General features: G+C 44.5%; 16 protein-coding genes and 1 riboswitch. Of the genes, 7 read left to right on the top strand and 9 right to left on the bottom strand.

Annotated elements, in window-relative coordinates; translation table 11 throughout:
- Positions 1-29: 29 nt before the first annotated feature.
- The 4 genes from A6E01_RS13135 to putA form a co-directional block, all read right to left on the bottom strand.
- Positions 30-818, bottom strand: coding sequence for an ABC transporter permease (locus A6E01_RS13135; protein ID WP_065210382.1), 789 nt, complete (start codon positions 816-818; stop codon positions 30-32).
- 25 nt (positions 819-843) lie between these two features.
- On the bottom strand, positions 844-1938 hold the full coding sequence (locus tag A6E01_RS13130; RefSeq protein ID WP_017028415.1) for a patatin-like phospholipase family protein: 1095 nt from the start codon (positions 1936-1938) through the stop codon (positions 844-846).
- A gap of 134 nt (positions 1939-2072) precedes the next feature.
- The gene (locus A6E01_RS13125) at positions 2073-2768 is read right to left on the bottom strand and encodes a hypothetical protein (protein ID WP_017028416.1); all 696 of its coding nucleotides are present in this window, start codon (positions 2766-2768) and stop codon (positions 2073-2075) included.
- 2 nt (positions 2769-2770) lie between these two features.
- Positions 2771-5941, bottom strand: coding sequence for a bifunctional proline dehydrogenase/L-glutamate gamma-semialdehyde dehydrogenase PutA (gene putA / locus A6E01_RS13120; protein WP_065210381.1), 3171 nt, complete (start codon positions 5939-5941; stop codon positions 2771-2773).
- Positions 5942-6120: 179 nt separating this feature from the next.
- Positions 6121-6342: riboswitch (cobalamin riboswitch) on the top strand.
- A gap of 39 nt (positions 6343-6381) precedes the next feature.
- Between putA and A6E01_RS13115 the strand changes: the two genes are divergently transcribed.
- On the top strand, positions 6382-8220 hold the full coding sequence (locus A6E01_RS13115; protein ID WP_065210380.1) for a TonB-dependent receptor domain-containing protein: 1839 nt from the start codon (positions 6382-6384) through the stop codon (positions 8218-8220).
- Between the two features lie 78 nt (positions 8221-8298).
- Here A6E01_RS13115 and A6E01_RS13110 read toward each other — a convergent pair whose 3' ends face one another.
- The gene (locus tag A6E01_RS13110; RefSeq protein ID WP_065210379.1) at positions 8299-8694 is read right to left on the bottom strand and encodes an ACT domain-containing protein; all 396 of its coding nucleotides are present in this window, start codon (positions 8692-8694) and stop codon (positions 8299-8301) included.
- Positions 8695-8777: 83 nt separating this feature from the next.
- Positions 8778-9416, bottom strand: coding sequence for a pyridoxamine 5'-phosphate oxidase (gene pdxH / locus A6E01_RS13105; protein WP_017028421.1), 639 nt, complete (start codon positions 9414-9416; stop codon positions 8778-8780).
- 351 nt (positions 9417-9767) lie between these two features.
- On the opposite strand from pdxH, the gene A6E01_RS13100 reads away from it, so the two are divergent.
- The 4 genes from A6E01_RS13100 to A6E01_RS13085 are packed head-to-tail and all read left to right on the top strand — an operon-like array spanning position 9768 to position 15850.
- Positions 9768-11159 (top strand): HlyD family type I secretion periplasmic adaptor subunit, encoded by a 1392-nt coding sequence (locus A6E01_RS13100; protein WP_065210378.1) that lies wholly within the window; start codon positions 9768-9770, stop codon positions 11157-11159.
- Between the two features lie 5 nt (positions 11160-11164).
- On the top strand, positions 11165-11833 hold the full coding sequence (locus A6E01_RS13095; RefSeq protein ID WP_065210377.1) for a transglutaminase-like cysteine peptidase: 669 nt from the start codon (positions 11165-11167) through the stop codon (positions 11831-11833).
- 4 nt (positions 11834-11837) lie between these two features.
- Complete coding sequence (locus A6E01_RS13090) at positions 11838-13736, top strand: bifunctional diguanylate cyclase/phosphodiesterase (protein ID WP_065210376.1); 1899 nt, start codon at positions 11838-11840, stop codon at positions 13734-13736.
- Complete coding sequence (locus tag A6E01_RS13085; RefSeq protein ID WP_065210375.1) at positions 13733-15850, top strand: type I secretion system permease/ATPase; 2118 nt, start codon at positions 13733-13735, stop codon at positions 15848-15850. Before A6E01_RS13090 ends, A6E01_RS13085 begins: the two co-directional genes overlap by 4 nt.
- Before the next feature lie 452 nt (positions 15851-16302).
- Here the strand turns inward: A6E01_RS13085 and A6E01_RS13075 are convergent, their stop codons facing one another.
- A complete protein-coding gene (locus tag A6E01_RS13075; RefSeq protein WP_065210373.1) occupies positions 16303-18339 on the bottom strand; it encodes a tRNA(Met) cytidine acetyltransferase TmcA in 2037 nt (678 codons plus the stop codon).
- Between the two features lie 375 nt (positions 18340-18714).
- Here A6E01_RS13075 and A6E01_RS13070 point away from each other — a divergent pair, with 375 nt between their 5' ends.
- Positions 18715-19803, top strand: a complete 1089-nt coding sequence (locus tag A6E01_RS13070) for a mechanosensitive ion channel family protein (protein WP_237334535.1) — start codon at positions 18715-18717, stop codon at positions 19801-19803.
- A gap of 59 nt (positions 19804-19862) precedes the next feature.
- On the opposite strand, the gene A6E01_RS13065 is transcribed toward A6E01_RS13070, so the two are convergent.
- Positions 19863-20837, bottom strand: a complete 975-nt coding sequence (locus A6E01_RS13065; protein ID WP_065210372.1) for a ParB/RepB/Spo0J family partition protein — start codon at positions 20835-20837, stop codon at positions 19863-19865.
- Between the two features lie 4 nt (positions 20838-20841).
- A complete protein-coding gene (locus A6E01_RS13060; RefSeq protein ID WP_017028430.1) occupies positions 20842-22062 on the bottom strand; it encodes an AAA family ATPase in 1221 nt (406 codons plus the stop codon).
- 1442 nt (positions 22063-23504) lie between these two features.
- Between A6E01_RS13060 and A6E01_RS13055 the strand changes: the two genes are divergently transcribed.
- Positions 23505-25481, top strand: a complete 1977-nt coding sequence (locus A6E01_RS13055; RefSeq protein ID WP_017031744.1) for a replication initiator protein RctB domain-containing protein — start codon at positions 23505-23507, stop codon at positions 25479-25481.

Here is a 25481-nt window from a genome sequence, read left to right as displayed (position 1 = left end):
GTAACAAACCTAAGTGATGCCCTCGGGCATCACTTAATCAATCCCACAATCACTCTTCCATTTTCATTGATCGACCTACGCAAGCTAAATTGCAACGTCAGCGTGACCGAAATACTCATCATCACAAAGATAGCGATCAGTATCATCATCTGATATTTAATGGCGACCATAGGTGAAGCGCCGCCCAATATCTGACCCGTCATCATGCCTGGTAAAGTCACTAAGCCTGTTGTTGCCATCGAAGCCAGTATCGGAGCAAACGCCTTTTGCATAGCCGCTCTCACAAAGGGCAGCGCCGCAAATAAAGGCGGAGCACCCAACGCAATAGCGACCTGATATTCTTCATTTCTCTCGTCAAAAGCGGTATAGAGATTCTGCAATGCGACTATGTTGCCACTTAAGCTATTTCCAAGAAGCATCCCCGCCAAAGGGATCATATATTGCGCACTGTAGATTGGAGTGGGTTGAACCACCAGCCAACACAGAATGAAAAGTATAGGAGCAAGGCCAATAACCAAGCCGCTCACAACAGGCGTAAACAGTACCTTACGAGGGAGCTTTGCTTTACCCACAATTGCACTGGCACCCACTCCAAGCATCACTGCAATCCAAGCTAAATTTAGCCATAGATTATTGGTCGAAAATACAAACTCTAGGTACGCCCCTACAAGAGTCAACTGCACAAACATTCTTGCGACAGACACTCCCATATCTTTTCCTAGCTCAAGCCTATAAAAGCGATTAATAGCAAAAGGGATAACAAGAAGAAGAGAAAAGGTGGCGAGGTGCCACCAATCAATATCGTGAGAAGGCTGCATAGTTGAGACCGTTGTCGAAGCTAAATTAACTTGGCAGGTTAGATAAAAAGTCTTTGCCTGCCAATACACCTGACTCATAGTCTGCAAAGATATCGTCTTTGTGGCTCAACAAACCTGTGCAGTTAAGAGGCTTATGTGGTGCGATCTCTCTGATGGTAACCCCCTCTGGAGGCTGATTCATAAACTCAGAAATACTGGAATGATTCATGTAATGAGCAAATAACATTTCCATCGAGCGGGGTGCATGTGCTTTGAACTGCTTATGTGATTGATGGGCAATCATTTCTGTCAGTTTCTCTGTATCCGGCAGCCAGTTTTTAGGCAAGGAGTTGAGCGCGGGAAACTGATGGCTTTGCTTAAGCTGACTGACTCGATTTAGGAACACGTCACTCAATTGTTTCATGCGTTCATTCTTGCTTAAAGGAGCAATTCGATTGATGTAGGGCTCTATACCTCGAGCCAATTCTAGTTTGAGCTTTTCAAGTGGCTCTGCTTTTATCGCTAATTTACTTGCAGACGTTTTTTCAATCATGGGCTCTGTGGTAATCACCACCATGTTACACGCTCCACGTCGATATGCCTCGTGAACAGGAACAGTGGCGGTAACACCGCCATCAACCCAGTTTGCTCCATCTATATTAATCTCTTGATGGTATAACAGAGGGATAGCACAGGTGGCCCTTAGTACGTCATACCAATTTTCAGAAAAGATAGGAAAGTAATAGTCCTTCATCTCTTCAACATGGGTAACACAGGCCAACGCCTGTTTTTCTGAACCTAGGTTCTTAGCGCCCTTTTCCAGATCTAATGGGAACTCACCGCTGTGCACAAACTGAAAGGCCCAGTCGAGATCCATAGCCACCAGCTCCTTGTTAACCAATCTATTAAAGTCAAAGAAGCGATTTTGCGTGGTGTAATTAAGGATGAAATCTAAACCTAAGCCAGGCTGTTTGGTCACAAATGAAGAGACATTGAGCGCGCCAGCAGAAGTGCCCAAATACAAAGAAAACGGGTCATAGTTGGCGGCAATAAAGGTATCCAAGACGCCAGCAGCAAATGCCCCCTTTTGTCCCCCGCCCTGAACCACTAGCGAATACTTATTCGTACACTCAATTTCCATGTTCCAATTTCCTTAAATACGCCAGATAACAAAATACCGAGTGAAGCCAAAGGTTTCAACTCGGTATTATGGTATTTGAGCGTTGCCGTTACTTCTACATTATAAGACGGGTATACCGACCTTAATGTTTAGCGCTAATGTTCAGCACTGCCTAACTCTAGCAAGGTCGCATTTCCGCCAACCGCAGTAATATTTATCGTTCGTGTACGCTCTGTAATGTAGCGAAGTGACAATTTAGGATCTTGCGCTACTGGCATATTGTACAAATCAATCTCAGCCACTAGCGGAGCAATGGCTCCAGCCTTACCCGCCAAGCGACGATTAACTGATTGCACTAGCACTTCTTCACCCAACACGCAGACAACACGAACATCGCTATCCAACAGTTGAGCATACTGATCATATTCCACCAAGCTAAGCACACCCGCTGGAAGTGATAGATTGTTGATAAGCGTCAATACTTGCTGAGCTAACTCACTGTCTTGCACACACAGCAACACACAATTTCCCGACATCAACGCGACCGATAACTGTGCATAGAGTGCTTTTGCACAGCCGAGATCCACCGACTTATCAGCAACGATCAGCGCGACGCCACGACCTGCAGTATACAACTCATTGGTTTCACCCGTAGGACCCGGCATCAATTCAGGTTCAGTTAATAACTGAGCGCTGTGCTTATGGTGAAATGCCAGTGGAACCTTAAAGCTCTCCAAAGCAAGTTCAGTAGCTACCGAATTAAGAAGTTGGTAGCGAGTAGCGTATGGCGTTTGATTCCACAGTGCCCATGCGTGTTGTGCTTCTGAGAAGCAAATAGATGCTTTTTTCATTGCTATACCCCTTGCTCATCAGTTTGCGAAGATTGTTGCGTCTGTGCTGAATCCGCCACCTGGCGGTTTCGACATACATGCTCCGTAAAGCGATACAAATAGTTTGGCCCACCCGCTTTTGGACCTGTGCCTGATAGCCCTTGTCCACCAAAAGGTTGAACGCCTACCACAGCACCCACCTGATCACGGTTGATATAGCAGTTGCCCACTCGAGCATTTTCCTCAATCCAACGATAAGTGGTTTCATTGCGAGAATGAATACCCATGGTTAGACCAAAGCCCGTAGTGTTAATCTTGTCTACGACCTCTGCGATCTGGCTCGCCTCGAATTGTACGATATGCAAGATTGGACCAAACTGCTCTTCTTCCAACACAGAGATATCACTGATCTCGATTGCGGTAGGTGGTACATACATACCGGCATTGCATTGCTCGTCTAATTCAACTTCAGCAACCACTTTCTGGGTTTTGCGCATCGTCTCGATATGTGCGAGTAATTTCTGCTGTGCAAGCTCATCTATTACAGGACCCACATCTGTACTGTGCAAATAAGGTAGGCCTACGCTGAGCTCTTTCATTGCACCTTGAATCAGCTTAGTAATTCTTGGCGCTATGTCTTTTTGTACAAACAATACGCGTAGCGCCGAGCAGCGCTGGCCTGCCGAAGCAAACGCACTGCGTACTACATCGCGAACCACTTGCTCAGGAAGCGCCGTTGAATCGACAATCATTGCATTTTGACCGCCCGTTTCAGCAATGAACGGAACCGGTTGGCTATCACGCTCAGCCAAAGATAGATTAATTCGCTTAGCGGTTGCGGTAGAGCCAGTAAACGCCACACCGGCAATGGCAGGATGAGAAGTCAAGGCAGAGCCAATCTCTGCACCGCGCCCGGGTAGGAATTGAATGACATCAGAAGGGAAACCAGATTCCAGCATTAACTCAACAGTTCGAGCCGCAATCAAGCTGGTTTGCTCAGCCGGCTTGGCCACAACGGTATTGCCCGCAACAAGTGCTGCCGATATTTGACCTAGGAAGATAGCTAGTGGGAAGTTCCATGGACTGATACAGACAAACACGCCACGCCCATGTCTCTCACACCATTGCAGATTGCCATCAAAGCCTTGAATAGATTCAGGACCAAGATGAGTGGCATTGTCGGCATAGTAACGACAAAAATCAACGGCTTCTCGCACCTCATCAATGCTGTCATGAATGGTTTTACCCGCTTCCATATGACAAAGGGCAACCAATTCAGCAAGATTCTCTTCTAGCTTATCCGCTAGATTTCTCAGACACTCAGCACGGTGAGCAACCGGTGTATATCTCCAGTGCTCAAGGCCAGACTGGGCTGAGGTAATCGCATCGGAAACATGATCAAGGTTTGCAAACCCGATCTTACCTACCGTTACACTACGATCAAAAGGCGCAACAACGCTTTCTTCCTTGATCATAGTTCCAGAGATCATAGATCCATTGATGATTGGAGCGCCTTGCCATTGCTTAGCAAGGAAGCTAACCACTTGCTGTTCAAAAGGCATCGCTTCACTCTCAACATCCACATTGATACCGATAGAGTTCACGCGCTCACCGAAGATCTGCGGTGGAAGCGGGATCTGATCATTGTGCAAGGTTTCATTACCTAACAAGGTATCAACAGGGTGGTGCGTTAGGTCTTCAACCGGACAACGGGCATCAACCAATCTATGTACAAACGAGCTGTTAGCACCATTTTCCAGTAGGCGGCGCACTAAGTAAGGCAGCAAGTCTTTATGGCTTCCTACTGGCGCGTAGATGCGTACAGGTTGGCCATATTTTTCCATCACATGGTAGTAGAGCGAGTCGCCCATGCCATGCAGGCGCTGGAACTCATAGTCGGTATGCTCAGCCATCTCTGCAATAGCGGTAACGGTATGAGCATTGTGGCTCGCGAATTGCGGGAAAATATTGCCACGCACACCGTCGCTCAATAAAAAGCGAGCACACGCCAGATAAGACATATCAGTGGCTTCTTTGCGAGTGTAGACAGGGTAGTTTGCATAACCCGCCTGCTGTGACCATTTGATCTCACTGTCCCAATACGCGCCTTTAACCAAACGCAGTGGGATAAGATCGCCTTGTTCTTTGGCTAAGGCATTCACCCATACCAGAACCGGTAAGCAGCGCTTAGAATACGCTTGGATCACCAGACCAAACTTACCCCAGCCTTTAACAAGATCGTTGGTGTAGACCTTCTCAAACAGCTGTAGAGACAATTCAAGACGATCTGCTTCTTCTGCATCAATGGTGATGGCGACATCCAACTCGATAGCGCGAGTTAATAGCTTGATCAAGGTATCATGAAGCTCGTTAAGGACGCGCTCTTTGTTTGCCACCTCATAGCGAGGATGCAATGCGGACAGTTTGATCGAAATAGAGGGCGCAGGGCTTGAGTCATCATTTTGTTTGTTTCGACCAACAGACTCGATCGCCATCAAATAATCATTGAAATACTTTTGTGCATCTTCTGAGGTTAAAGCAGCTTCACCCAACATATCGAAAGAGTGAGTAAACCCCTTCTTACGCAATGGCGCACCGTTTTTCTGTGCTTCTTTAATGTCACGACCCAGAACAAACTGGTGTCCCATGACCTTCATCGCTTGGTGCATTGCCTTACGAATTACTGGCTCAGACATTTTGTTCACTAGCTTCGACAGCGCAGAGCTTGGGCTGGTTGTTTCTTGGTTGTTAACGCCAACCACCTTACCAGTCAGCATTAAACCCCAAGTAGAAGCATTAACAAATACAGAATCAGACTGGCTCAGGTGAGACTTCCAATCGGCTACAGTAAGCTTGTCTTTAATTAGGGCATCGGCGGTTTCAGAGTCAGGAATACGCATCAATGCTTCGGCAAGGCACATCAACAAAATGCCTTCTTGCGTATCTAGGCTGTATTCCAACAATAGGGCGTCAATCATCTGGATTGAGCGCTTATCGGCGCGGATCGCTTCAATTAGCGCCGTAGTTTGACGTTTTGTGCGCTGTTTTTCCTCTTCAAGAGGTGTCGCTAGCTTTAATAACTCATTCAACCAAGCCGATTCATCCACCATATACATAGGTGAAATGAGAGACCAAAGTGTCTCTTTGGGTTGGTTAATGAAATCGGGATTTAAAACACTAGATGCTGTAAACATTGCTTTTCCTCAGCTCTATAAAACCACCATGAATTTGGCGACAATCCTACAGAGCAGCACTAGCCATAGCAAAGAATACGGAACAATGATCAAGAGAAATGTGATTACAGCCACTTAACATTACATTTCGTCACATTTAACAAGTGTTTCAGGGAACTAGACACCCCCTTTAACACTCTATAAAATCTCCCCCCGCTGGTGTCATGAAATCAGAGATTTCAGGCTTAAAAGGGAATTTGGTGTGAATCCAAAACTGACGCGCAGCGGTATTTGAGAACGAACGTCTTAAGGGGTAACCCAGCACACTGCAATAGTCTATTGCGGGAAGTGAGACGCTAGGTTGTAGGGGTTCCTCTACAGTGCTCATTAGTCCGAATACCTGCCAGTAAGAAAAAACGCAAACATAAGCGTTTTTATCACTACGCGTATTAGGACTCAAAATGAAAAAATCCATTCTGGCAACAGCTATTGTTTCGCTGTATGCCCCTGCACTTTTTGCTCAAGATACTGATTCAACAGAAGTTGATGAAACCATCGTTGTCACAGCAAACCGCTTTGAACAAACTCAAACCTCTGCATTGGCCTCTGTTAGCGTTGTTGAACGTGAACAAATAGAGCAACTGCAAGCGGATAGCGCCTATGATGTGTTAAAGACACTACCTGGTGTACAAGTCGTTTCTCAGGGAACCAAAGCCTCCACTAGTAGCATCTTTATTCGTGGTGCCAATAGTAACCAAACACTAGTGCTGCTCGATGGCGTGCGACTCAATACCGCAGCTGGTGGTACAACCAACACCCTTGGCTTGATACCTGCTTTTGCCATTGAACGAATTGAACTTGTTCGAGGGCCACGTGCTGCTGTTTACGGAGCCGATGCCATCGGTGGGGTCATAAGTATCACGACCAACAATAAAGAGTCTTCTGTACATGAACTGACATTAAATGGTGGCTCTAATAACTACCATCAAGAAGGTTGGCGCTCTGCAGGTGAACTTTCTGACACCAGCCACGGCAGCTTTGTGGTAAGCAACGAAGGAAGCAAGGGCTACAATATCACCAGCCAGCCAACGGATAACGACTATGGCTTTGACTCTCAGTTTCTAACAGGTGGCGTGACCAAGCATATAGACTCGAATTGGTCTGCTGGCTTTAACGGTGTTTATCAAAACTATGAGAATCAATATGTAGGAAATGATCCTGTCAGCCTGCCAAACAAACAAGAAACTGAAGCCTACATTATCTCTGGTAATGTCGATTATGCTCGAGATGATTTCAACTCAAACTTGCAGGTAAGCTTTTCTCAGGAAACTCAGACTGACGGCCCAGATAGAACTAACTCCCTCAAGTCCTTCATCGAATCAAAACGAACATCTGTACTTTGGGTGAACCATTATAAGGGTATAGAAAATACCGACCTTATTGGTGGCGTTGATTACTCATATGAAGAGGCGAGCAATACAGGGGTATCGGGTGGTTTCCCCGTAAGCGACTTTGATGAAAACACGCGCAACAACACCGCCGTTTTTGTTGGGGGCAATGTCAACTTAGACCCTGTTACATTGGAAGCGAATGTAAGACATGACGAAAACAGCGCGTACGATGGCAACACCACATGGGGCGCAGGACTTGCTTGGTTTATCACTCCAGAGATACAGTTTACCGCTAACTATGGAACAGCGTTTAGAGCACCTACCTTCTTCGACCTTTATGGTCTGGGTGGCAACAAGGATCTAAAGCCAGAAGAATCAGAATCACTTGAAGTTGGTTTCTCTGGTTATCACTCATGGGCGTTTTGGAGCGTAACAGCATACCAAACAAACACCGATAACCTTATTATCTGGGACAGTTCGAGCTTCTCACTTAAAAACATCAACGAAGCCGAGGTAAAAGGAATTGAGGTTTCCGTCGATTTTGATACCGGTCCTGTTAATCATGTATTAAGTGCTGATTGGAGCGATCCTGAAGACAAAACAACGGGTCAGCAATTAATAAGACGTGCTAAACAGAACTACAAGTGGATCGCGGCGTATAGCTACGATGCATTGAATATGAGCTTAGCCACTATCTATGTCGGCGAGCGCCCAGACGCAACCAAGACTTTAGATAGCTACATTACTTTTGACTTCGCGGCGCAATATGCAATCACCAAAAACCTAGATGCTAAGTTCAAGGTACTGAATATGCTGGATGAAGAATACGAAACCTCTGAAGGTTGGGGTGGCTTCGATTATGTAGGCCCTGAGCGTAGTTACTATGCGGGTATCGACTACCGCTTCTAGTATTAAATAGTTCATTGTTAATAAAAATCCCGACGCTTGTGTGTCGGGATTTTTGTATTGAATGCTTTTGTAGATACGCTACTGGCTAAACTCATTAAGAGCTTGTAGCGCTAGCTCAGCCTTTGCAGCCTGAACGAAGATATGGTCATGATAATAAGCAGCTACCACATTTGCGCTGATTCCCTTTGAAGCCAACTTGTTGGAAACTGCGGCAGTTAACCCCACAGCCTCAAGGCTAGAGTGTACCGTTAATGTAATCATGCAAAAGTGGCCATCGAATGACAATTGATGCTCCTCTGCGGCACTTCGTTCAAGTACTAAGGTTAAGCCTTCAGATTCAACAAAAGTGCCAACAGGATTTAGCTCAATATAGTCACTGAGCTTGCCCTGTACGGTACAAAACACAAACTCACCGTCTACTAAGTGTGGCCTCATCGACTTAAGCAATTGATCTAACTCTTTAATTCCTGACATTGTGTTTCCTTAGGGTTGGAGGTTCTGGGTTCTGGGACCTAGCACCTAGCACCTAGCACCTAGTGTAATCTTTACACTGTAAATTAAGGCGCTAAACGCTCTATTTCCCAATCATGCTCTTTGTCGGCGGTATAGATAAATCTATCATGCAGTCGATTCGCACCGCCCTGCCAAAACTCAATCGACTCGACCTTTACTCGATATCCGCCCCAAAAAGACGGCATTGGAATTTCTCCATCAGCAAACTTCTTTTTCAGCTCAAGGAATTTACCCTCAAGAATGCCTCTAGCAGAAATACGCGAACTCTGCTTACTCGCAATAGCGGCAAGCTGGCTCTCTTTTGGACGAGAAGTGAAGTATTTGAAATTTTCGGCTGCGGTAAGTTTTTCCGCTACACCTGTAACATGAACCTGACGCTCTAGTGGGTGCCAAGGGAAATGTAGGCTAATTCGATTGTTCTCTTTCAGCTGAATCGCTTTGCGGCTTCCAAGATTGGTGTAAAACACAAAGCCACGATCATCCAAACTCTTAAGCAAAACAATTCTCTGATAAGGCTGGCCGCGCTCATCAACCGTCGCCACTGTCATTGCGGTAGGATCCGTCAGCTTTGCTTCAACCGCTTGCTCTAACCATAAATTAAACTGATCAACAGGGTTTGCTTTCAAATCCTTTCTGCGAAGACCACCTAAGGTATAGTCTCGACGAATATCCGTTAACTTCATTTCACATCCTCAAATCGATTTTGTTAAATTTTGCGCGCCAATGCCAAAGAACTCAAGGGCGTTTTTAGTTGAAACATGCATGATACGCGTATCTCCCCTAGTTTGAGTCACTTTGTACATGCATTGGTGCAATTAACAACCGATTCACTCGAAAAGATTACTTCGAAAATTCAATAACCTACTGCACATTATAATGTTGTGAACACCGAGTGAATCAATTGAACGTATACTTAACATTCACAACAAATAAGAATACTATAGAGAAAACATTCGCTATATCTCAGCGCGATAATATCAGACTAGTTATAGATACAATTTCCCTCGTTCACTCAATGCGCAAATGGATGGCCTATGAGTCAAGAGAAACTAAAAAATCTCGGTCGTACCGAGTTAGAGTATGTGGATGATAAAACCGCAGCTCTGCTGTTAAACACCCCATCAAATGCCAGATTACTGCTCTGGTTTGTTCTTCTATTCTTCAGTTGCGCTATCGGTTGGGCAAGTTGGGCTGAGTTAGACAAAGTTACCGTAGGCAGTGGCAAGGTTATCCCTTCCAGTCAACTACAGGTGGTACAAAACCTAGAGGGTGGTCTTGTTAAAGAACTTCTAGTAAGAGAAGGTCAGCAGGTCACTAAGGGTCAACAACTTCTGCTCATCGACGATACTCGCTTTCGTTCTGATTTTCGTGAACGTGAACAGCAGATCTACAACCTAACCGCTAAGGTTCTGCAATTATCGGCTTCTGTCGCCAGTATCGAAGTAAAAGAGAATGTCACTCTTAGAAATTGGCGCAACAGTGTCACTATTAGCACAGACAAGCTTGTTTACCCTGCCAATTTTGAAGAAACCCAACCCAGATTGGCCGCTAGGCAACGTTCAGAATATCGACAAGACCTTAATAATCTTAGAAACCAGTTAAGGGTGCTAGATCAACAAGTTGATCAAAAAATTCAAGACCTTAATGAGGTAAGAAGCCGCATCTCTAACCTTAAACAAGGCTACGACTTTGCTCAGACAGAATATGAGCTAATGGCGCCGCTCGCCGAAGAAGGCATCGTACCGCAGATTGAATTCATCAAATTGAAACGACAAGTCAACGACACCAAGCGTGAACTAGACTCTGCTCGAGGACGTGTGCCCGTACTTAACGCCGAAATCAGAGAGGCATTACTCAGTCGAGTCGATGTTGCGTTAGGTTTTCGATCGGAACAGCAAGAGAAGCTCAACCTCAGCCAAGATGAGCTTTCAGCAATTACACAAAGCACTGTCGGCTTAGAAGATAGAGTAAGCCGAACGATAGTGACTTCGCCAGTAACAGGAACCATCAAGAAGCTTCACACCAATACCGTAGGCGGTGTTATACAGCCAGGTATGGACCTTGTCGAGATTGTCCCTACTGAAGATATGCTGGTGGTTGAGGCAGAGATCGCCCCTCAAGATATTGCTTTCCTGCGCCCCGGCCTGCTAGCTATCGTCAAATTCAGTGCCTATGACTTTACTAAGTATGGTGGTCTTGTAGGTCGCTTAGAGCACATCAGTGCCGATACCATTCAAGATGAAGAAGGAAACAGTTTTTATCTAGTTCGAGTTCATACCGACCAAACGGGTTTTGGTAGTGATGGAGAGTTGCCCATCATCCCAGGCATGACGGCTTCTGTGGACATCATTACAGGTAAGCGAACCGTGCTGGACTATTTGCTCAAGCCAGTGTTAAGCGCCAAAGGGCGCGCCTTGCGTGAATAGAAGAAATGACTAGACCCTTAATCATTTCACTACTAGCAGGGACGCTTACATTTAGCGTTCCTGCGCTCGACAAAGAAGAACTGCTCTGGAAGTCCAAGGTAGAGGCAGCCTATGGAGAACGAGCAGGAAAACGAGTCGTCGCATGGCGCAATGCCGTATCGGATGCGGCGGGTAAGCCAGAATTGGAACAGTTAAAGCTCATCAACGACTTCTTCAATCAGTTCATGTTTGTTGATGATATCTATTTATGGGGAAAAAAGGACTATTGGGCGACACCGATGGAGTTTGTTGGTGTGGGCGCGGGAGACTGCGAAGACTTCACCATAGCTAAATACTTCAGCCTCCTAGAGCTTGGTATTGATGAAAACAAACTCAGGCTTATCTATGGCAAAGCTGTTGAACTGAATCAGTTTCATATGGTGGTTGCCTACTACCCTACTCCAAACTCAGTTCCTCTCGTTCTAGATAATTTGGATTTTCGTATTTTACCCGCATCGCAGCGCCCTGACATTGTGCCTATTTACAGTTTTAACGGCGACCACTTATGGCTCGCAAAAGAAAGTATCCAAGGAAAAGTGGCTGGAAAGTCCTCTCGATTAAGCTTGTGGAATCAAGTTCGAGAACGACAAAAAAAGCTCGTATTAAACCAGCCTTTGGTCAATTTGGACGAATAATATTATGACTTTATATACAAAACTGCTTATCAGTATCTCACTTACCTTCAGTTTATTGTTTGTAGGTTTGTTCTACGTCGATTATCACCAATCCCGTCAATTCATTGCACAGAAGCAATTTTCAGAGGTGAAGAATGCGATCAATACTGTCGGTCTCGCTCTCTCTCCCTACCTAGAAGACAATGATCCGGTCGCTGTAGAAACAGCGGTCAATGCCCTATTTGACGGGAGCTCTTTTTCTTCTGTCAGAGTGGTAATGCTACAAACGGGTGATGAGATAGTAAGAAGCTATCCCATTAGAGGTGAGAATGCACCTAACTGGCTGGTTGAACTAGATATCTTTCAAACCATTCATGAGAAACGTGTCGTTACCAGTGGATGGTTACAGCTAGCAGAGATTGAAATAATAAGCCACCCAGGCGTCGCTTATGCGGCGCTTTGGAGGAATATGGAATTTACCCTGGGTGTGGGTATCGCAGCCTTTCTTTTTGCTCTACTGCTCACTAGTTTCTTCGTCAAACGATCTCTTGAGCCCTTGAATCAACTTTCAGGCGCGGCAACTCAAATCGCTAATAGGGATTTCAATATTTCATTGAGTAAGCCTGATACACAAGATCTAGTTCCTGTATTTAATGCATTTGAGTCAATGGTCATTCGTATAAAAGCCTTTGTTGAAGAACAAACCAGACAAGCCGATATTCTGCGCATACAAGCCTTTATCGATAAACCCTCCACACTGGGTAATCGCAATTACTTTACCAGTCAACTTGAGTCCAAAAACTCTGAAGGACAGACGCTGGTAGTAGCGGTTATCCGTTATGAAGAAGCAACTCAAGCCAAGACAAGGCATGACTTTGAAGCTGTAACCGAACTCATGCAGCGAGTTGGTCCTGCGCTTAAGACATTGACCAACGACAGTTCCATAGTCTGTGCTCGCCTGCTCGATGATGAAGTAGGTGTCATTGCCCCTTATGAAGACGAACAGCAATTAAGCGAACTTCTAGCGCAACTCTCCAGCCTCTCCAAGTCCGCAAAGGAAACAAAGTTTGAAATTGGCGCTGTCATTACTGACGGCTTTGCAGATTCTAAATCCATTCTAAGCTCAGTAGATATCTCTTTAACAAAAGCTAAGCTGGAGCCGAGTAACCAATATATTCACCATGAAAACAAAGGGTTAGCGCTTTCAGCTACACAATGGATAGAGTTAGTAGAAGGTGCAATGTCTCGCAATGCAGTAATGACCAAATCACAACTGGTCAAAGGCATAGCCAGTGATGCGTATCATCGAGAAATTTTCTCGGGTATTGAACATGAAGGAAACTACACTCCTGCGATTATGTTCCTTGCGCCTATGGAAAAAATGAACAAAGCACATATCTACGATCAACACATTATCGAAAGCATGATCAAGGAGCTTAGCAATGACAGTTCACCAGTTCCTGTTGCAATCAATCTAGCACCTGCCACGGTAACGTCACCAGAGTTCATTACATGGCTAGAGGATAGACTGCAGAAACACCCTCTGCTTGCTGCGTATCTGCACTTCGAACTGCATGAAGCCGTGTTCATTTATCACAAAGAGATGACTCGACTATTGGTGTCTACCATTCGTCGCAGCGGCGCTAAATTTGGCGTAGACAACTATGCGCACCACCTAAAATCTCTCGATTACTTACAAGAGTTTTCACCTGATTACGTCAAACTAGACTACTTATTCACTCTGAATCTAGACGATGAAAAGACCACAGAAACCTTATCTTCAGTTGCCAAGCTCGCGCATGATATTGGCGCATTTGTCATAGCCACAAGAGTAGAAAACCAAAGACAAATTAATAAGTTAGCCATGCATAACGTCAATGGACTGCAAGGCTTCGCTATTGACACCAAGGATGACAATGAATGAAAGACTCATTACTTCACTCTCTGATTTACGTCAGTCGCTACTACGGCCTTTCAAATTCGCCGGAAGCACTGATCAACGGCTTGCCTCTTCCCGAGGGCATGCTGACACCGATTCTGTTTCCTAGAGCGGCCGAAAGAGCAGGCCTAGTCGCTAAAGAACAATCTGCGCCTTTGAAAAAGGTCTCCGATCTGGTTCTTCCCGCCGTTCTTCTTACCGGTGAAAACGAAGCCTGCGTATTACTCAGTGTGGATCACGAAAAAGGACAAGCAGAGATTGTAGGTCGGGATACTGGTTTTGTAGCCACAACTGTAACGTTAAAAGACCTAGAAGAAGATTACAGCGGACGTTACTTTCTCATCAAAAAACAATTTCGCTTTGATCAACGTTCTCCTGAAATATTGAAAACACGCAAGGGGCACTGGTTTTGGGGAACCTTGAAAGAGTCTCGGTCTATCTATCGAGACGTCCTCATCGCCTCCATCTTGATCAATATATTCGCTATTGCTACACCTCTCTTTACTCGAATTGTGTATGACAAGGTTGTGCCCAACCTCGCCTTTGAGTCGTTATGGGTACTGGCAAGCGGAATTGCCGTTATCTTTATTTTTGATTTATTGCTTAAATCTCTTCGCAGCTACTTTATCGATGTTGCGGGAAAAAAATCAGACATCATTATCTCGTCCAAGCTGTTTAGCAAAGTAATGGGAATAAGAATGGAGGCTCGCCCTCCATCTGTAGGTGCTTTTGCAAGGCATCTACAAGAGTTTGAATCCATTAGAGAGTTTTTCACGTCTGCCACCATCGCCGCTCTCATTGATTTACCCTTTGCTGTGCTTTTCCTAGTAGTGATTTGGCTAATAGCAGGCAACGTCGTATTAGTACCTATCGTCTGCGTTACTTTATTGATTCTCCATTCTCTACTGATTCAACGACCACTTAGAAACAGTATCGAAGAGGGCTCACGTCTAGCCTCGCAAAAATATGCGAATCTAATCGAAGCGCTTTCCGGTTTAGAATCATTGAAGATGTTTGGGGCTCAAAGTCAGTTCCAGTATCGCTGGGAAGAAGCGGTCGCGCATATGGCTAACTGGAATATTAAGAGCCGCCGCATTACTGACAGCGTTCAAAATTCAGCAGGCTTCCTTCAGCAATCGTCAAACGTCGGCATGTTGATTATGGGGGTATACCTGATTTCAGAGGGAGAGCTAACCATGGGTGGCTTGATTGCCGCCACTATGTTGAGTGGTCGCGCCATAGGTCCTTTGGTGCAAGTAGCCTTGCTATCGACTCGCTACAACCAAGCTAAGTCTTCAATGACCATCATCGAGCAAGTGATGAGCATGCCAGATGAGCAAGAAGAGGATAAGCGCTACATTCACCGTCCTGTGCTACAAGGCAAGATTGAACTGGATAAAGTCACGTTCAACTACCCTGACGCTCCTGTCTCTTCGATTCGAGATGTGAGCTTAACTATTCGACCAGGAGAGAAGGTTGCCATCATCGGACGTATCGGGTCCGGTAAAACAACCCTAGAACGGTTGATTATGGGGCTTTACAAGCCAACAGAAGGTCATGTACGCATTGATGACACCGATATCCAACAATTGCACCATACCGATGTGAGAAGCAATATAGGCTGTGTCCCGCAAGACATTACCCTCTTTTACGGTTCCATACGCGATAACATCACCCTTGGTAAGCAACTTGCTGAAGACAACGAAGTCATGATCGCAGCCAAACGCGCAGGTGTGACAGAATTTACGATGAAAGACCCTGCTGGACTGGAAAGACAAGTGGGTGAAGGTGGCCTATTACTATCAGGCGGTCAACGTCAGGCGGTAGCGGTAGCACGCGCATTACTAGGAAGGCCCCCTATCCTTCTTCTTGATGAACCCACCAGTGCCATGGACAACCGCGCCGAAGCACTGTTTAAAAACGAACTAAAGAATTTATCCAACGAAGAAACTTTAGTTCTAATCACTCACAAAACATCGATGCTAGAAGTGGTTGATAGATTGATAGTGATGAGTGCTGGCTCTGTTGTCGCAGATGGCCCGAAAGAAAAGGTACTGGCTGAATTACAAAAGGGAAACCTTAAATCAGTCAATAAGTAGATGATTTACAGTGTAAATCGAGGGCAGTAACTTTGAAAAGTTACTGCCCTTTTCATTTGAACTTTACACCCTGATAGATTGCAAAAAGCACGCCTTCGATTAATACACCAACGCCAGCAATTGCCAGAAACTCTTCAGATGATATGTGCTGGTTCTTATGAAGTAGCCCTAAGCAAAGCACAACAAATAAAACAACGATTCCCAACAAGACAAATACCAGTTTTGTAAGCTTGTTGAAGATTTCCTGAGTTGTTGACAGCATAAGTCGACTAGCCTCAATAATATAAAATGCGGATAGCAACAGACTAACGAACTGGGCGACCGAAAAACATGAACAGTGCTATTGGCTATATTCATGTTTTTAAGAGAGACAGTTTGGTGAGAGGTGAAATTTACAGTGTAAATTGACCTATGAGACAGAAATTATTGAATTTACACTGTAAATCACCAGCTTATCGAGTGCTAAGTAGGTGTTCTTGGATGGCTTGGCGGTAATTCGCTTCCGCTTGCTTTCGTCCTGTGAAGCCATGATTCTTACAAACGTCAGACCAACTCAGCTTCTTTATGACCAAGTCAGAGATAAGGCTTACTTTCTCAAACTTTACGCTATGCAAATTAGCGAGCAATAATTCTCGAATTTTTAACCGGGTACCTTCAAAGCTTGCTCCACCCTGAACGTAATTTTCCAACACTCGTAAATGGCATTCTTGTTGATGAGAAGGGTTCACGCCTCTGTCACTGAGCAGCTGCATTAAAACGTCGCTAGATAGATTGCGGTGAATATCGGATGCCGTATCCAGCAAGCCCTCTTTTAGTTGAAATCTAGCACCGTCCAACCATGAAAGAGAACGGCTCAAGGGCTTAACCATAGTGACGGAGAAACAGCCACTGGCTTGGTCTTGTTTGCTACCTAAGCGCACAGACTGAAAATGATTGCTTACCCAAAAGTTTGCCAGTTCCCCAGTCACGCCAAAGCTCGTTGATAAATATTCCACGTCTGTTTGCTTTTCAGATAACTGAGACAACATCCAGCCTCCAATGCCTTGTCCCTGAAGATCAGGGTGGACTGCTATTCGCATAATTCGTAGGCTTTTAACCCGTGCAGGTGCGTTATCGGCAAGTTGAGAAACCAAAGAGACCGGCACCATATGTCCTGCAGGACGTCGTCGACCTAGCTGCACGTCAGCAAGTATCGATTCCTCTAAGCCCCCTTCCAAATACCCAACAATAACCCCGACGACGTGCTCACCCTGCAGTGCTTGGTAAAATACAATATTGGGGTCATCCAAAAGCTGAAACAGATCGTTTGGCGTCGTTTGATAGTGAGCATTGACCAACAAGCCAAATCCTTTTCTCAATATCTCTGGCGAACGAGCGTAACTGTCTGCCTCAATTTTTTGCAGATGAATGGTGAGGTCAGTATCTAGTGGCGCAGATTCAACCTCCGCATCGAGTAAGAAGGTATCAAATAACCATGCTTCCATTGGATCGTCTGGGTTCCAACGTATAGGTTGAGTAAGCTTAACTGAGTTCCAACCTGGTCGATGCTCGCTTAACCACGCTTCAAACTTAATGCCAAAGCCTCGCCCGCATCCTTCATAGCCGTGCACAGTTGTGGCAAAACACACTCTATGATAACGCTCGACGATAGACTTAAGGATTGGCAGCGGTATCGCAGCAGCCTCGTCAACTAACAGCAAATCACAAACCTGCTGCTCACGTAGCAATTCATCAGGTGCAATAAACTCAACGCTCCCACCTTTAATGGAAGAAGCGATATTAGGCTTTTGATTACTACAACCAGATGCAGACTTCGCGTGTTCAAATAATGTTTTAACCGCTTGAGTATTCGGAGCGGTCACCAAAATCTTCTTAGTCTCATCTTTAATGATTCGTCCTGCCGCCATTCCTAAAGCCGCCGATTTCCCTCTTCCTCTATCAGCAGTTATAATCAAAGGTCGTTTCCTGTGTCCGCTAAGCACACGCGAGATAGCCTGAATGGCCTGTTGCTGTTGCTCGTATCGGTCAAAGCTTGCAAGGGGCTCTACTTTCTTGATTTCAGGGAAAGTGTCTCCATTCTGTTTGATACGATGAAAAGACTTAAGTGCTCGTTCAAGCCACAACGATGAGTAGTTATCACCCTCATTTTTGCTCGAAGGCAACACAATCAACATCCCACCCCCCTTTAATGTGCCACTTGCAGCGGTAAAGCCATTGGCATCAAAAGGTGAATTTAAGTCAGCCACTATCAGGTCTGACTCTTGTCCTAGCTTCTGACGCGCCTGCTTAAACGTAAGACTTTCACCATAGCTCAAGCCATGGTTACCTATAATTAGCGCCCTGTGGTGCTCTACAGCCGCTCCAAACGCTTCTAATAGCTCCAACTGCCACTCTCTACTTCCATCAAGCACGACGCCGCAGCGATGCATAGATTGAGAGGCATTGAGTTTTAATGAGACCAAGGTTTGAAGATGAGGGTGATGTGACAAGGTAATCGCCTAAGTGACTGAATAATCAATGTGCTTAGAATAGCAGAATCAAGATCAGAGTGACTATTACTACGCCCCTCTTCATCAAAATAACTGTAGCCATAGAACATACCTATCTAGTGCTAAGAATTTGCAACTTAATACATTACTTCGAGCTAGCTTGATATACGATAGAGTAAGAACACGGAGGTTTTAACTTATGGAAAATGAGCAAGTTGTAACAGAGCCCATTGTCGAGCATCTAGGAGCCTTTTAATTGATCTGCTGTCATTATTTTCTATCACATTTGATAGAAGTAGCTTAATCGCAGACGTAGCGTTATTTGTCGTTACCTTGTTAGTTGCAACGTTCACCTATCTGGTGGCGCGTCACTTCATGCGAAGATTCATTCATACAAGTAGCCAACATTACAACGCCAAAACAAAGCTCACTATCAAACGTAAGCACCTGCCTGAAAAAGTATCGGTTCTATTCCCTTATTATTTGTTCATGTCCACAAGTGAGCTTATCGTCCCCAAAACCACTATTCCGGGTCAACTCATTGATGGAGTATTGGAGATTGGCGCTGCGATATTGGTGCTACGAACTCTGTTTGCGGCGTTTGATCTCTTGCTCATTATGGTTGCCAACAAACATTTCGCGCATCGTTTGCCGCTACACGGCATTGTGCAATTCTTTAAACTCAGTTTTGTAGCACTGGCAGCACTCATTGCGACGTCACATATCCTAGACAGAACCCCTATTTATCTTATCTCTGGCGTCAGCGTAATGGCCGGTATGTTGGCCTTTATTATGAAGGACACCATTCTAGGGTTCATTGCCGGCATTCAGTTGGCCGCCAATAAGATGATATCAACGGGGGAATGGATTCAATTAGATAACCACAAAGTAGATGGCACAGTACAAGAAGTAACGTTAACCACGGTTAAAGTAAAAAACTGGGACAACACCATTGCCATGATCCCTTCTCAAACTCTCGTTTCAGAACCATTTATCAACTGGTACGGGGTAGATGAAACTGGGGCAAGACGCATAAAAAGGGCCATATTCATTGATGCGGAGACGATAAACTTTGTGGATGCCGATATGCTTGAACACATGGGTAAGTTCAGATTGCTTAAGTCTTATATTGTGCGTAAACAACAAGAAATCCAAGAGTACAACCATACTCTTCCTGATAATGCGGACCCCATAAACTTTAGACGACTCACCAATCTAGGTTGCTTTCGTGAGTACATCGCCAGTTATCTAGCCACCCACCCTGCAGTAATTAAAGATCTAACGATTGTGGTGAGGCAACTGGAAAGTAACCGCTTTGGATTACCGGTAGAGGTGTACTGTTACGTCAACAAGACCAATATCAAAGACTACGAGCGTGCACAGGCCGATTTGTTCGACCATATATACTCAATCATGAAGGAGTTTAACCTAAAAACGGTTAAGCCAATTTCCGCTATTCACTAACAAAAAAAGCGGGTACCAAACTAATGGTACCCGCCCTACTCTATCTACTTAGCAAAAACTTACTTAAGCTTATCTTCGATAAACTGAATAATCTCTTGTGCCAATGCGTCGTCGACTTTCTTAAGGTTCAGCGCCAAAGATTGACCCTTTCTTACGTAACTTGCCTTACCTTTCACTAGTTCCACTGGCTTCTTAGCGGGTTTTTCGACCGTTTGATTAACCTCAGAAATCCAGCCTTCAAGTAGCACCGAAACTTGCTTAGTGATTTTAGCTTCGCTCATGTCGCCAAAGCGTTGCCAAACATACGCGCCGTCTTTCTGACACTTATCTAGAATGCCTTGCTGAGCGGTTTCATCAAGCTCATTAAAATGCTTATGTAGCTTAACGATGGTTGGTCGACCGAGTTCAGTGACATTAGGGTAAGCTTGAAGCAAAGGCAGAGGCAAAGATGCCGCCTTAAGTGCACCACTCACAAGTGCCTCACTGCATTGGAACAGAGCTGCAAGTCCCTTCTGATCTGTCACCTCGCCAGAATCAAGCTTTGCTTGCATCTCACGGCCTCTTTCATACAAAGAGAGAGGCTTATGTGCGTTAGCCACGTCAGACAAGAACTTAGCGTGTTCGCCGTTAATGTCTTCTGCCACATAGATAAGAAAATCTTTCTCAGCCAAGATACAAGACATTCTACGACGGCTACCATCGAGAACTTCAATCTTGCCTTCACTGTTTTTTCTACCTACTGCTGGATATTGTTGGCCGCGCTCTTTAAGGGTGACCAAGATATCAGACAATGCGTGTTCGTTTAAAAACGATTGCTCACGAGAATTGTCAGAAAAAACAATGGTCTTTTGCTCGATTTCCGTTGCAGGGATACGCTGCAACTCAAAAGAAACCATGTCCTGCCCTGCTACTGCCAACTCAATAACTTGAGCATTATCTTTAGCTGCAGTTTGAGCCTCAGCAGGCGTTGTTGCCCTGCGCTTATTTGCTTTACCAAATAGCTTGGCGTTCAAATCGGAAGTTTTTATCGCCATACTCTTAATCCTCCTTGCTCAATGACGCCCAGTTACTGTGTAACACTCTCTCTAACTCTAGTGCACTTTTTTGCACGGCATCTTGAGCAACCGCGAGGGTCTTTTTGCCCCCCTCAAAGTCACCTGGAGTGAGGTCAAATACGGTGCTGTAGGTATCTGCACAGGTTTCAAACGCACGACTTCTTGGAATCGTTGCCATCATCACCTGATCTTGCAGCAAATAGTTCATCTCAGTAAGAACAGAAACCTGCTTCTTGTTGTCATCCTCAAACATGGTTGGCACCATACGAACAAACTCCAAGCCATGCCAATCTTCAGGGAACATCTCATAAACGGTAGGTAGATGCTGGAAGAAATTAACCGTCGATGCCCAGTCAAGACGCTTAGCTGCACAAGGAATTAATAACGCATTGGATGCGTACATTGCATTCCATACCAACGGGTCTACGTGAGGGCCAGTGTCGATCATAATCACGTCAAAATCGTCTGCGATCTTATCAATCAGCTTTTCTTTAAGCAGTTTAACGATATCTAAAGACTGGTCCTGAGAAAGAGATTGCCACGCTTCCGCGTTAAACATTGCATCTTCAGGGAAAGCTGAAATGGTTTTCAAGTTTGGATACTGAGTAGGAAGCAATACGTTCTTACGCAAGAACTCTAAGTCTACCTCGTCTTCATCTGGCACATTGTCTAGCATAATATCAACGGCAGAGTAGATATTGTCATGCTCGCTGATACTGATTTGTGGGTTCAAAAACAGACGCAAAGAGCCCTGGGGATCCAAGTCAATAAGACATATACGGTAGCGTTTATCCAAATTCAACGCCAAACAGGCAGCAAGGTGAACTACAGTCATTGATTTACCTGTACCCCCCTTCTGGTTCTGAACGTTTACTACCCAAGGTTTATTGTTTTGATTGCGCTTACGTTCGTGAAACTTCTCAACGCCGGCAGACTCCATCAAAAGATGGGCCTCATCAAGTGAGATTGAATAGTGATTGGCGTTGTTTTTAGTAAACTGGTGGCCCTTGGCTTCCATCTTGCTAATAGCGTCGTCTAGTTTTCTTCGAGTCAAACCAGAGCGAGTTTCCATCAATGCTTTTGACATAGGCGGGAAGTGCTCGTCATTTCGCTCTTCCAACACTATTTCAATACGATCAGCTTGAACTTGTTTAGTCTGTTCAGCCAGTTGGTAAAGATTATCTATCGTTGATTCTCTTTTCATCATTCTTCCCATAAATGTATGACTTAGATAATTGTACAGCGAATAGATATAATTACAATAAAGTGCTGAACAATTATTAATGAGTTGAATCACATAAATAGCCTGTTAATTAGCCATACTAACGCACAGTTTTTAATGAATAACCACAGGTAAAGTATTACAGATTTGAAAAGTTACAGGAGTCACGTATTTACATTGTAAAGAACTCATTTTTAGTGAAATAAGCGTGGGGTAGGGGAAAAGGGCAAAATCTAGAGTCAACCCACTCAATAACATAGATTACGTAGAAACGTTCTCAGGATGTTTCGGAGCGTTTTCGGAACGATGTTAAGAACTGTATGAATTACGGTCATTTGCAAATCAATGCTCCTTTGTTAGCTAGCGGTTCGATATTCCCCCAAATCAGCCTGAAACTAAACTGACTGAAAATTACCATAAGTGGATTACTACCAGTATCGGCTAATTATTAATCTCATTAGAATTTATGGAACGATGATCAAGGATATATCTTGATCATCGTTCCTTGAGCAAAATTTTTATTTATCCACAAAAACCGGAGATCTTGGATCAATGATCAAGGAACTCGTACTGTAAAAAAGGGGATCGACTTTAACGGGCTATTTCATGAATATGAAGGATCCTTTACGGATCGATGATCAAGTGTTTTTAATCCTCGGAAGCATGTAAATGTTCCGCTAGATTACGGTCAACATTAGGCAGAATGGGCAATGGAGCGGAATCCAGACAAAATCACCATGAATTCAACTGCATTGGGCATAGAAACTCATCTATCCGAAGAACTCTTGATCATGCTTCCAACATTTGAGCCGCTATTGCTGCATCTATTCACAATAAAAAGAAAATGGTTTGTCGCAATCGTTCGCCAGTGACTCCGTAAATGGAATGATTGAAAAACACAGCAATCATCGAAACGATAGATCAACACGCCACTTGATCATTTTTCCGAAATGAAAAGACAATTAAAATCACAAAAAATAAACGATAGGGTAGGGCACTAGAGAAACGATCATACTATTAGAGAGTACCAACAAGGTAATTCGAACACTTAATAAACAATGCAGATGTGGATAAGTTGTTTGTATTCAATGATCATGCTTTCAATGCTCTCTTGATCATCTATCAATAATTACGTTGATCACACTTCCAACATTCTTTGATCATGTTTACAGACTTTGTTTGATCATGCTTACGTCTTGCCTATGATCATCGTTCCGATCCAGTGGGAAATAAATACCTTTTAAAACATGCGCTTACAGTGGTTTCTGCGCCCGGATCATTAGATCACTATATCAATAAGATCAGTTTTAAACATAAAGATCAGTCTTAGGAGCAACAAGATTTTTTTCTTTCTTTTTAAAAGAAATTTTCTTAAGCTATACGGAACAATGATTAAGTTACGATAAAGTGTAGACGGATACTAAATGACCAACGAAGACAAGATCCTGATAAAACAACCTCGAAGTCATAAAGATGGACATTTATTTGAAGTTAACAACAACGCCGTTGAATGGATAGAACAGTATCAACACTTCAAGGGTGTTACCAAAAGCATAGTTGAATTACTTAATCTGATTTCTCTACGTGGCATGACTAGCAAAGACGGTCTTGTTTCGACAACAGAGTTAATTGATGCCACAGATGGACAAATCACTAGGGCTGCAATCCAACAACGCCTTAGAGCCGCAGTAAACATTGGTTTATTCAAACAAACACCGGTTAGGTTTGAAACTGGCCTAGCGGGCAAGACTATGCTGCATCACTTCGTCAACCCATCATTGCTTATCACTGCATTAGGTACCGGAAGCTTACAAACCGAATCCACCAAGACGACGGCCAAGAAGAAAAAGACCCAGGCGCTTGCTCAAACACACGTTAACAAGCAGCTGTTAAGCGAGCATGGATTGAATAATCCACCAGCAATGTTGGACGAAGCTGAACAGTTTGTTGTTTCACCGACTAACTGGGCTGGCATCATTGATCAAGCGTTAGCGCCACCAAGAACACGGAAAAATTACCAGAAATCAATGGTTTCGATCTCTGGTACACGAGCTGTTATCGAAACGAGATCGTCAAAAAACATCATGACAGTTGATGATCTTATGACGTTATTTGCCTTGTTTACGCTAACCGTGCAATACCATGATCATCACCAAGATAACTACCACATTAATGCTCAGGTAGCGCCTAATAAAACCCCTTTGTATATCACGGATATTCTCTCTTTGAGGGGAAAAAAGGACAGCGGACCTGCACGCGATTCTATTCGCGATAGCATTGATCGCATCGAATACACGGACTTCCAACTGCACGAACTCACAGGCCAGTGGTTAAGCGAGAACATGCCCGAAGGCTTTAAGAGTGATCGCTTCCGTTTTCTAGCGCGAACCATTACCGCGTCTGAAGAGGCTCCAACCGAAAATGAAGCTGGTGAGATAAAAATAAAACCAAACCTGTATATCTTGGTATGGGAGCCATCGTTTTATGAGGAGTTGCTGACTAAAGATTACTTCTTCTTGTTCCCACCAGAAATCCTTCGCCAGCATACCTTGGTGTTCCAGTTGTATTCCTACTTCAGGAGCCGTATGTCACGTCGCTCTTCTGATATGATGCTACTTAGTGAGTTAAATCAAAAGCTTGCGCGCAATATCGAATGGCGGCGCTTCTCAATGGATTTGCTTAGAGAGCTGAAGAAACTCTCTAAAGGCAAGGGTAACGACGAACTGTTTGTGGTGAATTTATGGGGTTATCACCTGACGTTAAGCGCATTGGAGCCAAAAGGTAAGGTCAAAGATTACCAAGTAGATATTAAGTGCAACGCAGAAGAAGTGGTTCGCTACGCGAGGGCTCGTACTACCAACGCGGGTAAACGTAACATGGCGCCAACGCTGCCCAATCCACTTAGACATGAAATGGTGTCTAAGCAAAAGCTTGAGGAATTGGCGGAGATCATCGATGGCGAGTTTGAACCTATTCAACGTAAAAAGTCGTCACCAAGAGGGAATCTGGGTCGTCGCGTGAAGCTGCGTAAGCACCTGGTTGAAATCAATGCTGAAGAGATCACCATCAGCTTAACCAAATATACCTCTCCAGAAGCTCTAGAACGCAGTATAACGGCTTTATCAGCAATGACCGGACACTCACCTACTTCTATCAGAGAAGAGTGTCAGGAGCTGTTAGAGAAGCTAGATTGGCTGAGGGTAGGGGACAAGGTTGTCAGCTATGAGGCGCTGAGTCGTACTATCGAGTTGTACAATCAAGATTCTTCGGGCGCACATCTAACGATCGAGCGATTGATTTTGGGATTAGCGGTTAGGCGTAAAGTGTGTCGCCAGATCCTAGAAGGCCATTATGATGAAACCGTTATGCGAGTGCTGAGAGAGATCGCATCAGGCACTTGA

The organism is Vibrio breoganii, from assembly GCF_001677275.1.
In the GTDB taxonomy this organism is placed as follows: domain Bacteria; phylum Pseudomonadota; class Gammaproteobacteria; order Enterobacterales; family Vibrionaceae; genus Vibrio; species Vibrio breoganii.
The sequence above is the reverse complement of the archived record's forward strand: the minus strand, read 5'-3'. Positions and strand labels throughout refer to the sequence as shown.

What these genes read in the sequence shown, in the direction of transcription:
- A6E01_RS13135 (WP_065210382.1), bottom strand. Translation starts at nt 818, where the DNA reads ATGCAGCCTTCTCACGATATTGATTGGTGGCACCTCGCCACCTTTTCT.
- A6E01_RS13130 (WP_017028415.1), bottom strand. Translation starts at nt 1,938, where the DNA reads ATGGAAATTGAGTGTACGAATAAGTATTCGCTAGTGGTTCAGGGCGGG.
- A6E01_RS13125 (WP_017028416.1), bottom strand. Translation starts at nt 2,768, where the DNA reads ATGAAAAAAGCATCTATTTGCTTCTCAGAAGCACAACACGCATGGGCA.
- putA (WP_065210381.1), bottom strand. Translation starts at nt 5,941, where the DNA reads ATGTTTACAGCATCTAGTGTTTTAAATCCCGATTTCATTAACCAACCC.
- A6E01_RS13115 (WP_065210380.1), top strand. Translation starts at nt 6,382, where the DNA reads ATGAAAAAATCCATTCTGGCAACAGCTATTGTTTCGCTGTATGCCCCT.
- A6E01_RS13110 (WP_065210379.1), bottom strand. Translation starts at nt 8,694, where the DNA reads ATGTCAGGAATTAAAGAGTTAGATCAATTGCTTAAGTCGATGAGGCCA.
- pdxH (WP_017028421.1), bottom strand. Translation starts at nt 9,416, where the DNA reads ATGAAGTTAACGGATATTCGTCGAGACTATACCTTAGGTGGTCTTCGC.
- A6E01_RS13100 (WP_065210378.1), top strand. Translation starts at nt 9,768, where the DNA reads ATGAGTCAAGAGAAACTAAAAAATCTCGGTCGTACCGAGTTAGAGTAT.
- A6E01_RS13095 (WP_065210377.1), top strand. Translation starts at nt 11,165, where the DNA reads ATGACTAGACCCTTAATCATTTCACTACTAGCAGGGACGCTTACATTT.
- A6E01_RS13090 (WP_065210376.1), top strand. Translation starts at nt 11,838, where the DNA reads ATGACTTTATATACAAAACTGCTTATCAGTATCTCACTTACCTTCAGT.
- A6E01_RS13085 (WP_065210375.1), top strand. Translation starts at nt 13,733, where the DNA reads ATGAAAGACTCATTACTTCACTCTCTGATTTACGTCAGTCGCTACTAC.
- A6E01_RS13070 (WP_237334535.1), top strand. Translation starts at nt 18,715, where the DNA reads ATGCGAAGATTCATTCATACAAGTAGCCAACATTACAACGCCAAAACA.
- A6E01_RS13065 (WP_065210372.1), bottom strand. Translation starts at nt 20,837, where the DNA reads ATGGCGATAAAAACTTCCGATTTGAACGCCAAGCTATTTGGTAAAGCA.
- A6E01_RS13060 (WP_017028430.1), bottom strand. Translation starts at nt 22,062, where the DNA reads ATGAAAAGAGAATCAACGATAGATAATCTTTACCAACTGGCTGAACAG.
- A6E01_RS13055 (WP_017031744.1), top strand. Translation starts at nt 23,505, where the DNA reads ATGACCAACGAAGACAAGATCCTGATAAAACAACCTCGAAGTCATAAA.